The following is a 16,547-nucleotide window of genomic DNA, read 5'->3' as shown; positions in this document are numbered from 1 at the left end:
GGTCACACCTTCTCGGTCAACTCAAGAACTCGGATCACTTCGTCGTAGATCTCGGGCCAGTCTTCGCAAATGTTTCCGGATCGAATAAGAATCTCGACCAGAATTCCCTCTCGCCAAACAAAACCACCTCCGCCTCCAGCGTTCTGAGGGTCTGCAAGATCTGTTCTGCATCGAAGTACTGGAGGCTGCCCCTCCGGATCGCGCCGATCAGTGGCTACGTACTCGGTAAATACGAAATACTTGGAGGGAACTCCGGTGGCTCGATCAACATCGCGGTACTCCAATCGGTCCAGCCCAGGCCGAAGCGTGACTCGGTTACTGACTCGCCCTTCACGTGCGGCTATCTCCAGGCGTCGATGTCCACGCGGCTCTGGAGGAATGTCGTGGGAACGGATCTGCAACTGGACAACCCAGTCGTTAGGATCGTGCTTGGTCGGGTCTCGGCCACTTGTGGTCCTGCTAGGCCACCGGAACTTCATTCCGAAGTGCGCGTCGTAGTCACGCGGCACCAAGAACCAATGGTTATTCCATTTGCGAAGCGCGTGCTTGGTGTAGTCGACCTTCAACCCCACCGGGGGCTTCTCGCCACAGCTGGTTTTATCGCGACACAACTCCTCCTGTCGCTCAGCCTCGGCCTTCAAGCGGGTAGCTATCTTGGCTTCTTCCTCCGCGCTGGGCTTGCAACCCAGCAAGGCGAACAACATCAGCGCGAAGCTTCCCATGAGCAGGTGCGGTCGAAACTGTGATCGAGGATGTGTGCTCATGGAAACAGACCTGCGACTGCAGAAGACGAAAGCGATATGCGTTGAAGGCGTCGATACGCAGCTGTTCCTTGAGAATTCATATCTTTCATACCCGCCGACTTTCCATTTCTGCAATATCGTCCCGCAGCACTTGATGAGTTGACGCGCTCACCCGGTCCTGATCAATTTGATGGGCAAGGAATGCCCGCGCCCAAGGCGCAACACCGCTCATGAAACTTGCTTCCCCGGAATCCCTGGCAAACCCACTACGCACCATTCTTCGGGCCTCGGCTCGCATGCCATCTCGCCGCTCAACCAACCCATGCACGATCTGGTCTGCCAACCGCCGCTCATCCCCAAACGGCTCCATCACCCCATTCACCCCATCCTGCAAGACCTCCCGCACCGGCGCCGTATCCGACCCAATCACCAGACACCCCGACGCCATCGCCTCCAGACAGGACCAACTCAGCACAAAGGGGTAGGTCAGATAGACATGCGCGCTGCTCACCTGCAGCAGCCGCTTGTAATCCCCATAAGCCAGCTTGCCCACAAAATGTGTCCGCTTAGGGTCAAGTCTTGACCCCACCTCAGCCAGCATCTGCTCGCGCCAGTTCTTGTATCTCGGGTCCTTGGGCCGTGAGCCATAACTGACCTCGTCGCCACCGACGATCACCGTGTGGCAAGTCTTGTGCTCCGCCTGGATCGCCGGCAGCGCCCGCATGAAGCTATGAAAACCTCGATAGGGTTCCAGATTGCGCGCCACATAGGTGACCACCGGATCGCCCGCCTTCAGCACCAGACCGCTGGGCAGCTTGATCCGGGCGTTCGGGTCCGGCCCCAGGTTCTCGGTATCGATGCCCTCATGGGCCACGGTGATCTTGTCGAGGTAGGCCTTCGGGTGCTGGGCCTTCTGCCACTGCGTCGGGCTGATCGCCGCGTCGCAGTTCTCCAGATTCAGAAGATGCAGCGCGTTCCAGCTGCGGACGCGCGCCAGGTCGTCGAAGGAAACCGGAAACTCGGGATCGAAACCGATGTCCGCACCCTGGGCGTTGTAGAACCACTCGGCATAGTGAACCAGCCGGGCATCAGGAAACACATCCTTGGCATACAGGGTCTCGCCCCAGCCGGGATGCGCGAGGATGGCGTCCGGCCTGAAGCCCTGAGCTTTCAGCTTGAGCAGCACCCGCGCCACCGCCTGTCCATGCAGCACCGCGTCTTCCATCCGGCGCAGGTAGTGGTGCTGATCCTTGCTGACGCCGCGATGCGGCTTGTAGCGGATCAGCCGCAGCTCGGATACATCCGGCAGCCCCGGCGCCGTGTCGCGCCCAATACCGACCACCTCCCAGCCCGGCCGCCTGGCCCAGTCGGCAGCCATGTGCTTGAACTGGCCGGGGAAGTTCTGATGAATGATCAGCAAGCGCATGGTGCGGGCGAGCGAGTGAACGCGCGTCAGCGCTCTTTGAGGCTCTCATCCACATGCTTTTGCACAGGACTGAGCAGGAAGTCGATCACGCGGCGCTTGCCGGTCTTGATCTCGGCCGTCAGGTTCATGCCCGGCGCCAATCGGATGGTCTTGCCGTCGACGGCCAGGGTGCTTTGCTTGAGCACCAGGGTCGCCGGGAAGATCGCGCCGCGCTTCTCGTCATTGACCGCATCGGCGCTGATGCTCTTGACCTCGGCCGCCACCGTGCCGTAGCGAGTGAAGGGGAAGGTCTCCAGCTTGATCTCGGCCGCCTGGCCCTCCCGCACAAAGCCCACGTCCTTGTTCTCCAGAACCACCTCGGCGGTCACTTCGGCATCGTCGGGCACCAGCACCAAGAGCACCTGCGCCTCGGTGACCACCCCGCCGGCCGTGTGCACCGCCAGCTGCTGCACGGTGCCGGCCACCGGCGCGGTCAGCTGGGTGAGCGCATTGCGCTTGTCCGCCTTGCTGGCCTCCTCGCCGAGCTGCCGGGACTTCAGCTGGGCCTGGGTCAACAGCTCGCGCAGGGCCCGCTGGGTCTCGGCACGGTAGGCACTGCGCGACTGCTCGCTCTCCTTGAGCGCCGCCTGTGTCTCGCTGCGCCGGGCCAGCGCCGTGGCCAGGTCGCGCTCCAGCTCGATGCGTTCGCGCCGACGATCCTGGCCGGCGTGGCCGGCCATGAAGCCCTGCTCGGCCAGGCCCTGGTAATCGCGCTCCCGCTGCTGGGCCAAGGGCAGAGTCGTCTGCAGTTTGCTGACCTGCTGCTCGACCGTGGCGATCTCGGCACGGCGCCGGGCGATCTCGGCATCGAGCTTGGAGAGCTTGGCGCTGATATCGGCCCAGTCGCTGGCGAGCTGGGCTTGGGCGGCCAGGCGCTCCGTGGATGTCAGGTCTTGCGTCTCCGGCAGGCGCGGCATGCCCCCACCGTCCAGGCTCGCGAGCAGGGCCTGTGCCCGCAGCAGATCGCTGACGCTGGCCCCGCGCTCCTGGCCCACCCGGTTGGCATCGGCCTGGGTGGCGGTGGCGTCCAGCGCGATCAGAAGCTGGCCGGCCTGCACCTTGTCGCCATCCTTCACATGGATGGACTTGACCACGCTGGTCTCCAGCGGCTGGATGGTCTTGCTGCGCTCGCTGACGATGATGCGGCCCTGCGCCACAGCGACGATGTCGATCTTGCCGAAGATGGCCCACAGCAGGGCGATCACGAACAGACTGCAGATGACGAAGATGGCCCGGCGCGGCGCCGGATGTGGCGGGGTCTCTTGCAGCGCCAAGGTGGCCGGCAGGAAGGCCCGCTCGTCGGCCAGGCGCTTCGGGCCAGCGAGCTGATCGCGGTGCGCCCAGGCGGCCTTGAAGATGGCGCCGTAACGAGCCAGCAGCTCGCGGGCCGGATGGCGGGCGGCGGTGCCGGTGCTGTCAACTGCCGCGCTCATGCCTCGGCTCCGGTGCCCGCCTGCATGCGCCACAGATAGGCATACAGCCCTTGCGGCTTGGCCAGCAGCTCCTCGTGACTGCCCGCCTCGACGATGCGGCCCTGGTCCATCGCGAGGATGCGGTGGGCGTGGCGCACGGCGCTCAGGCGGTGAGCGATGATAAAGACGGTGCGGCCCTGGCAGATGGACTTCATGTTCTTCTGGATGATGGCTTCGCTCTCGTAGTCCAGCGCGCTGGTGGCCTCGTCGAAGATCAGGATGCGCGGCTGGGTGAACAGGGCGCGGGCGATGGCGATGCGCTGGCGCTGGCCACCCGAGAGGCTGGAGCCCTGCTCGCCGACCACGGTGTCATAGCCCTCGGGCAGCTCGCCGATGAAGTCGTGGGCGCCGGCCAGCTTGGCAGCGTGGATCACCGCCTCCAGCGGGGCGGCCGGATCGGCGATGGCGATGTTCTCGCGCACGCTGCGGTTGAACAGCATGTTCTCCTGCAGTACCACGCCGACCTGGCGGCGCAGCTGGGCGGCGTCGATGGTGGCGATGTCATGGCCGTCGACCTGGATGCGTCCGCTCTCGGGCACATACAGGCGCTGGATCAGCTTGGTCAGCGTGCTCTTGCCCGAACCGCTGCGCCCGACGATGCCGATCACCTCGCCGGCCTTCACATCGAGGCTGATGCCCTTGAGCACCGGCTGGGCATCGGGGCGGTAGCGGAAGGTCAGCTGGTCCAGGGTCACCCGGCCCTGGATGCGCGGCAGCGGGCTGACACTTTGCGGCGGCAGCTCGGTGCGGGTGTTGAGGATGTCGCCCAGCCGGGCCATCGACAGCCCCGTTTGCTGGAAGTCGGTCCACATCTGGGCGATGCGCATGATGGGCTGTGCCACCCGGCCAGCGAACATATTGAACGCGACGAACATGCCCACGGTCAGCGAGCCCTCGATCACCAGATGGGCGCCGTACCAGAGCGTGGCGGCGTTGACGAGCTTGCCGATCAGGTTGACGCCCTCGTGACCGTACTGGGCCAGGGTCTGCGTCTTGAAGCTGGCCGAGACATAGGCGGCCAGTTGCTCGTCCCAGCGCCGTGCCATCTGCGGCTCCAACGCGCTGGCCTTGACGGTCTGGATGCCGGTGACGGTCTCGACCAGGAGGCTCTGGTTCTCGGCGCCCCGGGCGAACTTCTCGTTGAGCCGGCCCCGCAAGATGGGCACGATGGCCAGGCTGAGGATCAGGTACAGCGGCAGCGAGACCAGCACGATCAGGGTCAGCGGGACACTGTAGGCGAACATCACCGCAATGAAGATCACCGAGAACAGCACATCCAGCACCAGGGTCAGCGCGTTGCCGGTGAGGAACTGGCGGATGTTCTCCAGCTCGCGGATGCGGGCCACCGAGTCGCCGACGCGGCGGGCCTGGAAGTAGGCCAGCGGCAGGTTCAGCAGGTGGCGGAACAGCCGCGCGCCCAGCTCCACATCGATGCGGCTGGTGGTGTGGCTCATCACATAGGAGCGCAGCACGTTCAAGACGCTCTCGAACAGCATGATCACCACCAGGCCGATGACCAGCACATCCAGCGTGGTCAGGCCCCGGTGCACCAGCACCTTGTCCATCACGACCTGGAAGAACAGCGGCGAGACCAGGGCGAAGAGCTGCAGGAACAGCGAGACCATCAGCACCTCGCCCAGCAGCTTGCGGTGCTTGACGATGCTGGGGATGAACCAGCTGAAGTCGAACTTGGCCAGCGCGCCGGTCAGGCTGGCACGGCTGGCGATCAGCACCAGCTCTCCGCTCCACTGCGTGGCAAAGACATCCATCGGCTCGATGGTCGGTCGGGCGGGCTGGCCCTCGGCGGCTCCGGCCGGGTCCATGAACAGCACGCGCTGGCCGTCGCACTGGGCCAGCACCACGAGGCGGCCATCGTTCAGATAGGCCAGCGCCGGCAGCGGCAGCAGGCTCAGGCGGTCCGGGCTGCTGTGTGAGGACTTGGCCTTGAGGCCTAGATGCCGGGCGGCCAGCAGCAGATCCTGGCGAGAGACAGGGTCGGTATCACCGAGGCCCAGTTCGTGCCGCAGTGCCGAGGGATCGGCGGCCACATGGTGCAGACGGGCGATGATGGCCAGGGCGGCCAGGGTCGAGTCCGGCTGAGGAGGTGCTGCGGCTCCGGCAACGGCATCAAGCGACGCGCTCGACCCGTTCTCCGGCATGGCGCTGGATGCGTCTGCCGTGATGTTCATGGGACTCCCTGGGCCGCTATCAGCGGCTATCTGTTCTTCTTCACACAACTTAACAGTTGCGGAAGATGGTCGGCGAAACGTTGAACTTCAGGGAATCCCTCTCCTGGGGGGCGGAGGCTTCATCAATCAGTCACGCTTCTTGGTTCAGCACCGCTTCAAACGAGAAACTGCATCGGTATCACCCAGACCCAGTTCGTGCCGCGAGGCCGATGGATCGGAGGCCACACGACGTAGACCGCAGCCACTGATGATGGCTCGGGACCAAAGCGTTGCAAGTGAGCTTGACGGCGGCCTCATCCAGGTTTGTGAGCCGCCGGCACAGCCCATCGCGACGGCGGCGCTGGCCGCCAAATGCTGGCGGCCAGCCTATCCTGCACTAGGTGTCTTTTGTTATACGTTGATTCGGATTGAAGGCCGTTTTCCGCCCCAAAGGCGACGCATAGCCGCCCCCCTAGGCAGCCGCAAGGCGACCGAGCCGACGGGAACCCGGCGCCCATCCGCCGCAAAGCCGACGCCCTCGCCGCTGACCCGCTTCGCAGCCGCCCCAGAGCAGCCTCAAAGGTGCTGATTTTTCGCAGAATTCAGCACGCGACCACGCCCCAACCGCGCCTAAGTTTGTTGCATCACCACCGCGAGGCACTGCCGTGGAACTGCAACCCAAACGCCCGCCCGGTCGCACCGACCGTAAAGCCGCCCGCTACAGCGCCGACATTGCCCGGCTTCGCAGCGCTGGCTACACCTATGAGGCGATCCGAGAAGCGCTGGCCGATGTCGGCGTCTCGGTGAGCACCAGCGCCCTGCGCCGCGAGGTGCGCCGGCTACACCAACGCCCGCCCCAGATCCCCTCGCCTCCGCAGCGCACGCCGGTGGCGCACGCCGACGCGGTGCCCTCGCCTTCTTCGCCCTCGCCATCAGCGGCCGGCTCGCCCCTGCGGCCTTCTCAGGTCGCGCCGCTCCCGCGTGCGCCGCCTCCGCAGATCCCACCGCCCGATGAAGGCCAGCCGACCGCACCGCTCGTCGAGCACACCCGCGCCGCCGCCGAAGCCTTCTTCACCACCCACCCCAGCCGCCTGCTTCACCCCCACAAGGACATCCCATGAAACTCGCTGTCATCAACTTCTCGGGCAACGTCGGCAAGAGCACCGTCGCCCGCCACCTCCTGGCCGCACGCATCCCCGGCTGTCAGGTCATCGCCGTCGAGAGCATCAACGCCCAGGACACCCCCTCGATCACGATCCGGGGCCGTCAGTTTGCCCAGCTGCAGGACGCCCTGCTGACGGTGCCCGACCTGGTCGTCGATGTCGGCGCCAGCAATGTCGAGGAACTGCTGGGCGTGATGCGCCGCTACAAGGGCAGCCACGCCGACTTCGACGCCTTCATCGTGCCGACGGTGCCCGACCGCAAGCAGCAGCAGGACACGGCCGCCACGCTGGCGGAGATGGCGCGCATCGGCGTGCCGCCCGAGCGGCTGCGACTGGTCTTCAACCGGCTGGAGGACGACGAGCCGGTCGAGCGCGTCTTCGAGACCCTGCTCGCCTACTGCGCCGCCTCGGGCGTCGTGCAGCCGCGCCTGGGCGCCTGCTTGCCCTACAACGAGGTGTACGCGCGGGTGCGTGGCACCGACTGCTCCTTGATCGAGCTGGCCGCCGATCCCACCGACTACAAGGCCGCCATCGTCAGCGCGGACAGCCCGGCCGAGCAGGCGGCGCTGGTGCAGAAGCTCGCCAACCTGCGGCTCGCCCAGGGCGTCGTCCCTGAGCTCGACGCCTGCTTCGCAGCGTTGGAGCTCGTGGAATTGGGCCAAGCGGCCCCCAGCGACCAGGCGGCTCTGTTCGCCCCTCGCCGGCCTCGCTCGGACGCCGCGTCCGCTGCAGCAAGACGGAGGGCATGATGGGCACGTCCACCGCCCGCGAGGCGCTGATCATCGAGGCCATCGGCGAGGTGGCCCGGCTGATCAACCAGGTCGAAGCCTTGGCACCGGAGATGCTGAAGACCGGCCAGACCTTGCGCAAAAGCGACGCCCAGTTGCACCAGACCCTGGCCGGCTTCGAAGCCCGCTTGACCGCCATCTCGGAGCGCGCCAAGAACCAGGCCGTGCAGGATCTGCAGACCCACTTGCAAGCCTCCTCGAAGCAGGTGGGGGTACAGCTATACGGAGCCCTGGCTGCGGCGGCGCAGCAGGCCTTTCAGGGCCAAATCGGCGCCACCGTGAAGGGGCAACAGGTCGTCCTGCAAGACCTGCAGGCCCTCCTCCAAGGGCTGACCCAGCAGCGCGCCGAGCGCTGGGTCCCCTGGGCGACGCATGCGTCGGCCGCCGTCCTGGCCTCCATGCTCACGCTCCTGGTGCAATGGCTGGGGCGGTGAATGCCCCGGCGACTCTGAGGCCGGCGTGACACGCACGCTGGCATGGCGCGACGGTGGAGCCGTGGCGATCAGCACCCAGGCGGCCCGGCTTCGGGCGTGGCGGGTGCCAGGGGTGCCGATCTGGCAAGCCAGTTCGGCACGCGGGCCCTTGCCGCGCCAGCGGGAAGGATGAGGCCCGCGCTCCCCTGGCACGGGTACGGGCCGCCTGGACTACCTCGGCAGCAGTTCCACCCGATCCGGAAGTTCTCGAACCCGCAAGTCGTGCAATTTGGCCACCGCCTGCGCAAAGCCCGCGCTGTCGCCGGTCTTGAAAAGGCCGCTGATCCGCAGCACCGCCAGGCTGGGGTCCGCCATGATGGGCGTCGCGCTGTAGCGGTTCATCTCGGCCAGCGCTTGCGGCAGCGACGCGTTGTCGAAGACCGCCTCGCCGCGCTTCCAGGCCAGCACCTGGTCCATGCGCGGCCGGTCCCGTTGGGGCTGCGCTGGTGATGCCCTCGAAGCGTTGCCACCAGTGCCTTGATCGCCTCGCACGCGCAGCCGCTCGCCGGCCGCCATCACGATGGGAGGCACGATCTTGGGCGTTTGGGTGCGGCGCTCGGCCTCGCGCACCACCACCTGGCCTTCCACCAGCGTGACGTCGAGCGCCTCACTCGCGCCGGCAATAGACGGTGTCAGCCGCACGACGAAGGCCGTCCCGGTGGCGGTGACTTCCGTCCCGGCGGCCTGCACGACAAAAGGTCGGCTCGCATCCTTGGCGACCTCGAAGAACGCCTCTCCGCCTTCCACGCGCACGCGGCGCTGGGTCTGGTCGAGTTCCACCTTCACCCGGGTCGAGGTGTTCAGCGACATCCGGGTGCCATCCTTCAGGATCACCAAGCGCTGCTCGCCGATGCCGGTGTCATAGCTGTCGATGTCGCGCCAAGGCTGGCCCACCAGCATAGCGACCACGAGGACCGCCGCTGTGAGCGACAGTGCGAGCGGCCAGGGGCGCGGCCAATGCCATTCTTTGCGGCTGGCTCTCGCGGGGCTGGCGCCCTGCCCTTCCCCACCTTGGCCCTCAGGCCTGCTGGCCGCCGCTGCGCGAGCCACGGCGGCCCGGTCGACACCCGCCGCCTCCATCCACAGATCCGTCCCGCGTTCGAACGCCAGCCGGTGTGCCGCCGAGCGCGCCTGCCAGGCTCGGCACTCGCGTTCCATGTGATTCGATCGATCCGGCCCGTGCAGGCGCGCGATCCAGACCGCCGCCTCGGCCGCGATCTCTCGCGTCACGACGGGCTCGGCCCCCTGCCCTTGCTTCTGCCCGTCCCGCCCCTCCCGCCCCTCTGCGCCATTCACGTTCGCCAGTCCTGCATCCCGGTGATGAGCTGCATCGTAGCCTTGGCGATGTGCTTCTCCACCGTGCTGATGCTCAAGCCGTGCTGATCAGCGATCTCCCGGTAGGTCAGCCCGTCCAGGCGGTGGGCCAGGAAGATGTCCCGACTCCTCTCGGTCAGCCGCCCCAAGCAATAGTGCAGCCGCGCCAGGCGTTCACGCCCCAGCACCACGGCCTCGACAGGCGGCGAGTCATCGACCAGGATCACCTCTTCGAGCACCACCTGCTCGCCGTGGGTGACTCGGCCCCGGTGCTCATCGATCGCCAGGTTCAGAGCGGTCTGCATCAGGAAGGCATCCGAATTCACGACGACCTGCTCACGCTCGTAGCGGGCCAGCCGCACCCAGGCTTCCTGGACGATGTCTTCGGCATCCTGAGTCGAACTGCCGCGCCGCCGCAGGGCGTTTCGGACGCGTGCGAAGACCGGGGGTAGATGCTTCTTCATGGTGAACCCTCCCAGGGTCAAAGGCCGGGCTCCACAAAGCCGGCCGAACTAGAACCGACAAGGCGCAACCGAGGCCGCACCACCTTCGACAGCTTGGAGAACTTGAGCCGCTGCTCTTCCCGAGACAGGGTCTGGGCGACGAACGACACCGCAGACGCGAGATCAGCAAAGGGACCATGGCGAGCCACAGCCCGGCGCAGGCCATGACCCAGTTGCTCCAGGTACTCATCGCCCGCACGCACCAAGGCCCGGCGATGGGGGCGAAGCGCATAGAACGGTCGAAATTGCTCGAGCGCCTCGGGCCAGTTCGGCGACAACACGGTCGACGTGCCCGCCCCTGAAACAGCCAGCAGGCGTTCCAGCGCGAGACGCGCCGCACGAAAGCCCGATGCCTTACGGACTGCACGCCGTACTTCGGCGCGAAGAACACTGACGCTGGAAATGGCCGGCACGAACATCTGGTCGAACACCCGAGGGAACGGCGGTAGCACCTTGATCCCCGGGCACATGGTCCGAGCATCAGGGTCCGACGCACACACCAGCGAAATCTTGTCGACGCCCCGACTATCAAGGTCCTTCCAGACGCCCTGCCAGACCGCACGGCCTACAGCGACTCCAGGCCACGCGCCCAGCACTTCCCAGTCGCCGTCCGCAAGCGTGCCAACCGCCCAGCTCACAGTCAGCTCGTGCATGGTCCCATTCGCCGACACTACCTGTGACTGCTGCTCTCCAAAGTGTCCGCTGAAGTAGTGCCAACAGAGCGCCATTGGCGCATGTGAGTCGACGCTGGTCAGGTTCTTCGTCATCGCATGCTCCTGAAAACCGAGAGGGATGAAGGCGTCAAGTCAATTATATGAATTAGTGTTTATGTGAATTGGAGCATAGCACTGACAGTAGCATGGGTGAGCAACGGCCTAGCAAAACGATTCGGAAAGTGTGTGCGAGAGCTTCGTACTGAGGCGGGCCTTACCCAAGTCGAGTTCGCTGAACGATGCGGCTTCTATCAAACGTACTTGAGCCGAGTAGAGACCGGCCAAGCGAATCCGACGATCAATGCCATTGAAGTCATCGCGAACGGTTTGGGCCTGAGCGTGTTCGATCTCTTTGATCGATTGCGCAGCGTCAAATAGGTCGGCTAGTACAAGGGCAACTGCCAGCGTTGCCGGCTGCACCTTGCCATGACAGATTTGAAATTTCTGCCGCGCCCGGGAGGCGGCCAACTACTCGGATGCCCGTTTCAGGCTGATCAGAGACCTTCACCGACGGGTGGCGAGCACCAGCTCCGCAGCAACAAGCGGTCAATCGGAGTCCGGCTGACTATGTGCGGAACGTGTTCACCCGAATGAACCACGGCCAAGTTGTTGATTGGTCGGTTCGCACGATCGCCCTCGCGTCATGAATCAGCAAAGTACGCATATAGACATCGCCGCGTTTGCTGATGGGCGACCTTAACGATTGGTTTCGTGCCCCAATGTCGCGAGTGTGCCTTGGCGGCACGACTTTCCGCCTCTTTGACAAGAGCGAGACTGCGTGCTGAGACGCGGTACGGATGGGCTGGGCCTCGTAGACTCGCATCTTTGCACGGCGCGACTTCATAGACTTTCCGCTCGCCTAAAGGCGAGGGTTTGAACGCCGAAATTGACAATCATCGTGGACGATGCTGATCGATGAGCTTACTGAAGGATCAGGGCAGGTCCCAGGACTCATAGCCGGTCGCCCTGGCAAGATCCAAGTCAAGCAACATGAATTGCCAGCAGCCCGTGAGGCATGTTATCTGGCCAAGCAAAGGCAAAGAGTTGGAGCGAACGTGGTTTTGCCGGATTGGATAGATAGCGACTGCGACAAGTTCTTGCTTCTCGGCAGCTTGAACGCAAGTCGTCAGGGCAGGGCCGCTGCCAACGCAGCTTCTTACGCCTAGCGCTGAGTCAATGATTACTAAATAAAAAGTTTGATCGCAAAGTATCGGAGGAATTTCGAATGCTGAAAACACAGTCAAATCAGTATGACGCCTTTATGAGCCACAGTTCACGAGATAAGGCTGTGGTGGAGGACCTTGCTCATGCTCTTCAGTCTCGCGCCCCAATACGCACCTTCCTGGACCGTTGGCACCTCACTCCAGGGGAACCATGGCAGGAAGAACTAGAGGCCGCCTTGAGCAACAGTAAATCATGCGTCGTCGCGATCGGTCCCGGTGGACTGGGACCTTGGCAGAATGTCGAGATGCGCGTCGCCCTGGAGCGAAAGGTCGCAGGCAAAAAAGGTGGTGTTATCCCGGTTTTGCTGCCAGGTGCAAACGGAAACGATATAGATGCGCTTCCATTGTTTCTGAAACGACTTCATATGGTTGACCTGCGCGGCGGCTTGTCTGATGAATGGGCGCTAAATCAGCTTGTTTGCGGCATTCAGGGCCGACCACCCGGCCCGGATGCAACCGTGCAGAGCCGCCCAGTCGTGTTTCAAATTGTCATCTCGGCGAAAATCGGAGAGGCCGATTTGCCTTTCCTTCAAGCGTTGACTGAGCATCTCCGAGAAGTCACTGGCGACACCCGTCTAACTATTGTTAAGGTCGAATCTGGCTCAATAGTTCTAACACTCACTGCAGATAGCAAGTCATACGAGCTTCTGCTAGCGCTCTTTCAACAGGGGAAACTGGCTCACCTGGCTGGATTTTCAGTTGCCTCAGTGAGGCTTCGTTCAGAAAGTGGCGCACCTGATGGAACTCCAAGTCCGGGAGCCGATGCCATCTCCGTGTCACATGCAGCCCCATCAAGTCGTCGCAGCGTGAAGCTATATGTCGGAAATCTTTCCTATAGCGTACGCGATGACGCACTGCAAAAGGTCTTTTCTTCTCTTGGCAGCGTGAGTTCTGCAAAGGTAATGATGGATCGGGACACGGGTCGTTCCAAGGGATTCGGTTTTGTGGAAATTAGCCCAAATACCACTCTGCAAGACGTGCTCGACGCGACAAACGGCCAGCCACTTGAAGGTCGAACAATGGTCGTCAACGAAGCCCGTCCGCGTGAAGATCTCCCGGGCAGCTTCCGCTCCGGAGGGGGCGGTGGTTTCGGCGGAGGTGGGAGAGGCTATGGCGGTGGTCGAGGTGGTCGAGGTGGTCGTTTTGGTGGCGGAGGGTATGGAGGCGACCAGTCCGCTTGAGGCGAAAGCTGGTTCGCGCTGAGGTGACTCCCTTCTTGATCTACGACGTTTGAAGAAGCCTATGGTCAGTTCTACGGCAGAACACCTTGTAGTGATGCCATTCAAGCGATCGGCCATCGCCGGACCCGACGACTGCTTGATGCCTGGTAGCGTGAGTGCGGCTGGCTGCGGTCGCCGACGGCAACCGCTGCAAAGGCGCCACGGGTCAGGCACTTCATGCCCATGCACTGCCCGCGCTTCCATTTCCCCTGATCGCCAGAGCCCGGCATTCAGTCGTCCGGCCAGCAAAGGCCCCAGCGCTCGATCACCCCTTGCACCCGGGCATCTCCATCCGGGACCAGCGCGTACAGGTCGGCCCGGCCCCATCTCAGCGCATCCAGACAAGACAGCATGTCGTCACTGATGGCGATGTCAACGGCGCGGAGCTCGAAGGGATCCAGCGCAAAGACCTGCCCGTTGTATGTCGCAGCCAGGAAGCGTGCGACACGGGCGATTTGACCTGAGTCGCGCTCCTCGGCCAACCTGAGCAGCCGCGCAAGAGCCTGAGCGCCTGCTTCCGTCGCCTGCCAGGATCGCGAGTCACAGGCAGCGGTCTCAGTTCCGTTATCGATGTCGGTTGCGTGTAGTCCAGGTCGCTGCATGGCGCTCACCTCTCAATCTCTCGGCCTTGCCGGCCTTTGGAATGGATCGGCTCAGCATGAGACGGCCCTGACCGCTCCAGTACCTCGCGCCGCAGTTGCTGGCCGTGCTCTTTCGCGAAGGCGGATTCCGCGACGAAACTGCTGATGCGCTGCGCCAATTCGCGGTCGTCAGGCTGATCCGATGCCCTGAGCGCAGCCACAATGTGAGCCCAGGCCTCCAATGCACCGACTCGGCTGCGCTGGTAAGCCTTGCCCGATTTCGTCGGCTCCGAGGCTTTGCGCAGGCGGCCGTCCTCCCGGGCCTTGCGCTGCCACAGGTTGTCGTAGCGGCGCACTGCCCCTCGGGTGGCCTGGCGCGTCGCTTCGGCCTCAACCCCATAGCCGCGCAGCCGCTCCGCGAAAGTCTCGCGCCAGCGCTGCAGATCCGCCTTGCGCGGATTCAAACGCCTGCCGCTCATGGACTCAGCACGCACGCTCAGATGCACATGCGGGTTCCCCTGGTGCTCATGCAGCACCATCACATAGAAGTGGTCCTTCAGCTCGGTCTGCGCGAACTCCCGCGCGGCCATCAGGACGATCTGCGCATTGGTGCCACGTGGCATCGACAGCATCAGGTTGAAGGCTTCCCGCCGAGGGCTGGTCTCCTCGATCAGCGAGCCGCCCAAGCGCCATTGCTCGGCCAGGTCGTGCAGCGCTTCCTTGCCCTGCTGGACCATACCTCGGTCGTCCTCAAAGGTCAGCTGCCCGTTCTTGCTGATGTAGCGGAAGTGGGCCGCGATGGCGCCCATGCCACGGCCACCACCGGTGACCTTGACCATGACCTGCGGTGCCCGCCGGGTCACGGTGGCCTCGATGCGCCGACGGATCACCGCAGCCTGGCGGTGCAACAAGACATTCAAGCGCGGCTGCGGTGCCACATTGACGATGCGGTTGCCGGGTGTTGCCGCTGGTGTAAATCCGACTCTATACGCTGGTGAGGAGTCGGATTTGATCGCAGACGCCAGCATGTCACTGGTCGCATATGCAGATGTTGGGTTTGGGGCGACCGATGCTGCCGACCAGCGCCGCGGCAGCGCTCAGAACGGTGCGCCAGGATCGAACTCGGGCGGCGAGCCTGTGGGCATGACTTGCTCGCGCCAGGCCTGCTGCATCTGCGGGCCGTAGAGCAGCCACAGCGCCTCGCGCATGGCCTGCAGGCATTCGGCGACCGCGAGTGCCTGCTCGGGCGTCCAGTGGGCTGGCACCACCATCCCAGAGACCACTGTGGATGATGGCGAACGTCTGCTCATGAGCGGTGCTTGGGTGATCGCGCGGTGCTGGCCTTGGCGGACTTGGCTGCCCGCTCGGCCAGGCGCTGTGCCTCGCGCTCCTGGGCTTCTTTGGCGCGGTAGGACTGGCCGTCGATGCGCACCACTTCGGCACGGTGCATCAAGCGGTCGATCAACGAGACCACGCAGGCGGCATTGGGGAAGACCTCGCCCCAGTCGACGAAGGCTCGGTTCGTAGTCACCACCGTACTCTTGCATTGGTAGCGCCGACTGACCAGCTCGAACAGCAGGTCCGCGTGCCGATTCGAGTACGACAGGTAGCCCACCTCGTCGATGAGCAACACGTCTGGGGCGGCGTAGTGGCGCAGCTTGCGGCGCAGACCCGAGTCGCTGTCGATGGCGGCCAGTTCGCCCAGCAGCTGCCCGGCCGTGGTGAACAGCGCCGTGTAGCCGGCCAGCACCGCCTGGTAGCCGATGTTGCACGCGCACATGGTCTTGCCCACCCCGTTGGGGCCGACCAGGACGACGTTGCTGGCGTCCTTGACGAAGGCCAGGGTCATCAGCTCTTCGACGGCACTGCGGTCGATGCTCTTGGGCCAGGCCCAGTCGAAGTCGACCAGCGGCTTGAAGCGGCCGATGTGGGCGTCGCGCAGCCGCCGCTCCAGGCTGCGGCGGCTGCGCTCGGCGGCCTCCCAGGCAAGCATCTGCGCCACCCAACTGGCTTGCTCGGGCTGAGCCATCACCTCGCCCCAGTGTTCAAGCAGGCCATGCAGGCGCAACGAGGCGGCTTGCTCACGCAGAGCGGCCTGTGGTGTCGTGAGGCTATTCATCGGATTCCTCCGGTGCGGTGGTGGGCTGTCGGTCGATCTGCTTGTCGATCTGCTCGTCGATCTGCCGGTCATAGGAGCGCAGGTCATGGGTGCGCACCGGCGCGTCGCGCTTGGCCACGTGCTCGGGCAACACCAGGGCCACCGGCGGCGGCTCGCCGCTGATCACCCGGGCGCGCTCTAGCGCTGCGCGCACGGCGTTGGGGTGCGCAACGTCGCGCTCGAGGGCCTCGATGATGGCCGTCTGCAGGGCGCTGGCGCCCCAGCGCTGCAGCAGGCGCATCAACGCCGCAGTGATCGAACCCAGGTTCTCGCCGCGCTCGCCGGCACGCCGCAGCAAGACCGCGCTGGCCGGGGCGGCCTGGGCCAAGCCATCGCAGGCCCGGTGACCACGCGCCGCATGCTTGGCTGCGTGCAGGCGCTCGATATGGGCGTGATCCTCGATCTGGGCGTGGCTGTCCCAGCAGCGCTGGTGGCGGGCCAGCTCGGTGACACCGTCGAGCACGCGCACCCAATGCTCGTCGGCCAGCACCGTCAGCGTGCGCTGAACATGGGTGTGCGGCACCGAGTAGTCGTTGGTGTCGAAGCTGTCAGTGATCGGCATA

General features: G+C 64.6%; 17 protein-coding genes. 5 read left to right on the top strand and 12 right to left on the bottom strand.

Going from position 1 to position 16,547, the window contains the following annotated elements; translation table 11 throughout:
- Positions 1-2 precede the first annotated feature (2 nt).
- The 4 genes from PO768_RS12630 to PO768_RS12615 all read right to left on the bottom strand — a co-directional run bounded on the left by PO768_RS12630 (position 3) and on the right by PO768_RS12615 (position 5,869).
- Positions 3-722, bottom strand: coding sequence for a hypothetical protein (locus PO768_RS12630; RefSeq protein WP_272646347.1), 720 nt, complete (start codon positions 720-722; stop codon positions 3-5).
- Positions 723-849: 127 nt separating this feature from the next.
- Positions 850-2,169 carry a glycosyltransferase family 4 protein gene (locus PO768_RS12625; RefSeq protein WP_272646346.1) on the bottom strand — a complete coding sequence of 440 codons (1,320 nt, stop codon included), beginning with the start codon at positions 2,167-2,169 and terminating at the stop codon, positions 850-852.
- Positions 2,170-2,195: 26 nt separating this feature from the next.
- The gene (locus tag PO768_RS12620; protein ID WP_272646345.1) at positions 2,196-3,641 is read right to left on the bottom strand and encodes an HlyD family type I secretion periplasmic adaptor subunit; all 1,446 of its coding nucleotides are present in this window, start codon (positions 3,639-3,641) and stop codon (positions 2,196-2,198) included.
- Positions 3,638-5,869 (bottom strand): type I secretion system permease/ATPase, encoded by a 2,232-nt coding sequence (locus PO768_RS12615; RefSeq protein ID WP_272646344.1) that lies wholly within the window; start codon positions 5,867-5,869, stop codon positions 3,638-3,640. The genes PO768_RS12620 and PO768_RS12615 overlap by 4 nt, the downstream gene beginning before the upstream one ends.
- A 644-nt stretch (positions 5,870-6,513) precedes the next feature.
- Between PO768_RS12615 and PO768_RS12610 the strand changes: the two genes are divergently transcribed.
- From PO768_RS12610 to PO768_RS12600, 3 genes are read left to right on the top strand one after another with little or no spacing between them, the layout of a single operon-like run.
- Positions 6,514-6,969 (top strand): hypothetical protein, encoded by a 456-nt coding sequence (locus PO768_RS12610; protein WP_272646343.1) that lies wholly within the window; start codon positions 6,514-6,516, stop codon positions 6,967-6,969.
- Positions 6,966-7,760 (top strand): StbB family protein, encoded by a 795-nt coding sequence (stbB, locus tag PO768_RS12605; protein WP_272646342.1) that lies wholly within the window; start codon positions 6,966-6,968, stop codon positions 7,758-7,760. Before PO768_RS12610 ends, stbB begins: the two co-directional genes overlap by 4 nt.
- Complete coding sequence (locus PO768_RS12600; protein WP_272646341.1) at positions 7,760-8,233, top strand: hypothetical protein; 474 nt, start codon at positions 7,760-7,762, stop codon at positions 8,231-8,233. The genes stbB and PO768_RS12600 overlap by 1 nt, the downstream gene beginning before the upstream one ends.
- Before the next feature lie 210 nt (positions 8,234-8,443).
- Here the strand turns inward: PO768_RS12600 and PO768_RS12595 are convergent, their stop codons facing one another.
- The 3 genes from PO768_RS12595 to PO768_RS12585 all read right to left on the bottom strand — a co-directional run bounded on the left by PO768_RS12595 (position 8,444) and on the right by PO768_RS12585 (position 10,856).
- A complete protein-coding gene (locus PO768_RS12595; RefSeq protein ID WP_272646340.1) occupies positions 8,444-9,502 on the bottom strand; it encodes a FecR family protein in 1,059 nt (352 codons plus the stop codon).
- Between the two features lie 62 nt (positions 9,503-9,564).
- Positions 9,565-10,050 (bottom strand): RNA polymerase sigma factor, encoded by a 486-nt coding sequence (locus tag PO768_RS12590; RefSeq protein WP_272646339.1) that lies wholly within the window; start codon positions 10,048-10,050, stop codon positions 9,565-9,567.
- A 17-nt stretch (positions 10,051-10,067) separates the two neighbouring features.
- On the bottom strand, positions 10,068-10,856 hold the full coding sequence (locus tag PO768_RS12585) for a transposase (protein WP_272646338.1): 789 nt from the start codon (positions 10,854-10,856) through the stop codon (positions 10,068-10,070).
- A gap of 63 nt (positions 10,857-10,919) precedes the next feature.
- Here PO768_RS12585 and PO768_RS12580 point away from each other — a divergent pair, with 63 nt between their 5' ends.
- Positions 10,920-11,180 (top strand): helix-turn-helix domain-containing protein, encoded by a 261-nt coding sequence (locus PO768_RS12580; protein WP_336297766.1) that lies wholly within the window; start codon positions 10,920-10,922, stop codon positions 11,178-11,180.
- Positions 11,181-12,027: 847 nt separating this feature from the next.
- Complete coding sequence (locus PO768_RS29210) at positions 12,028-13,206, top strand: TIR domain-containing protein (protein WP_336297765.1); 1,179 nt, start codon at positions 12,028-12,030, stop codon at positions 13,204-13,206.
- Between the two features lie 269 nt (positions 13,207-13,475).
- On the opposite strand, the gene PO768_RS12565 is transcribed toward PO768_RS29210, so the two are convergent.
- From PO768_RS12565 to PO768_RS12545, 5 genes are all read right to left on the bottom strand, one after another.
- Entirely contained in the window at positions 13,476-13,847 is a 372-nt protein-coding gene (locus tag PO768_RS12565) for a DUF7673 family protein (protein WP_272646336.1), read from the bottom strand.
- Positions 13,848-13,852: 5 nt separating this feature from the next.
- Positions 13,853-14,746, bottom strand: coding sequence for a relaxase/mobilization nuclease domain-containing protein (locus PO768_RS12560; RefSeq protein WP_272646335.1), 894 nt, complete (start codon positions 14,744-14,746; stop codon positions 13,853-13,855).
- 177 nt (positions 14,747-14,923) lie between these two features.
- Positions 14,924-15,091: a hypothetical protein gene (locus tag PO768_RS12555; RefSeq protein ID WP_272646334.1), complete on the bottom strand. Its 168-nt coding sequence runs from the start codon at positions 15,089-15,091 to the stop codon at positions 14,924-14,926.
- A gap of 41 nt (positions 15,092-15,132) precedes the next feature.
- Positions 15,133-15,945, bottom strand: coding sequence for an IS21-like element helper ATPase IstB (gene istB / locus PO768_RS12550; protein WP_272646333.1), 813 nt, complete (start codon positions 15,943-15,945; stop codon positions 15,133-15,135).
- The coding region (locus PO768_RS12545) for a Mu transposase domain-containing protein (RefSeq protein ID WP_442953222.1) at positions 15,938-16,547 on the bottom strand (610 nt) is incomplete at its 5' end. The genes istB and PO768_RS12545, both read right to left, overlap by 8 nt.

This window comes from Paucibacter sp. XJ19-41, assembly GCF_028462495.1.
Taxonomy (GTDB): Bacteria; Pseudomonadota; Gammaproteobacteria; order Burkholderiales; family Burkholderiaceae_C; genus Roseateles_E.
The sequence above is the reverse complement of the archived record's forward strand: the minus strand, read 5'-3'. Positions and strand labels throughout refer to the sequence as shown.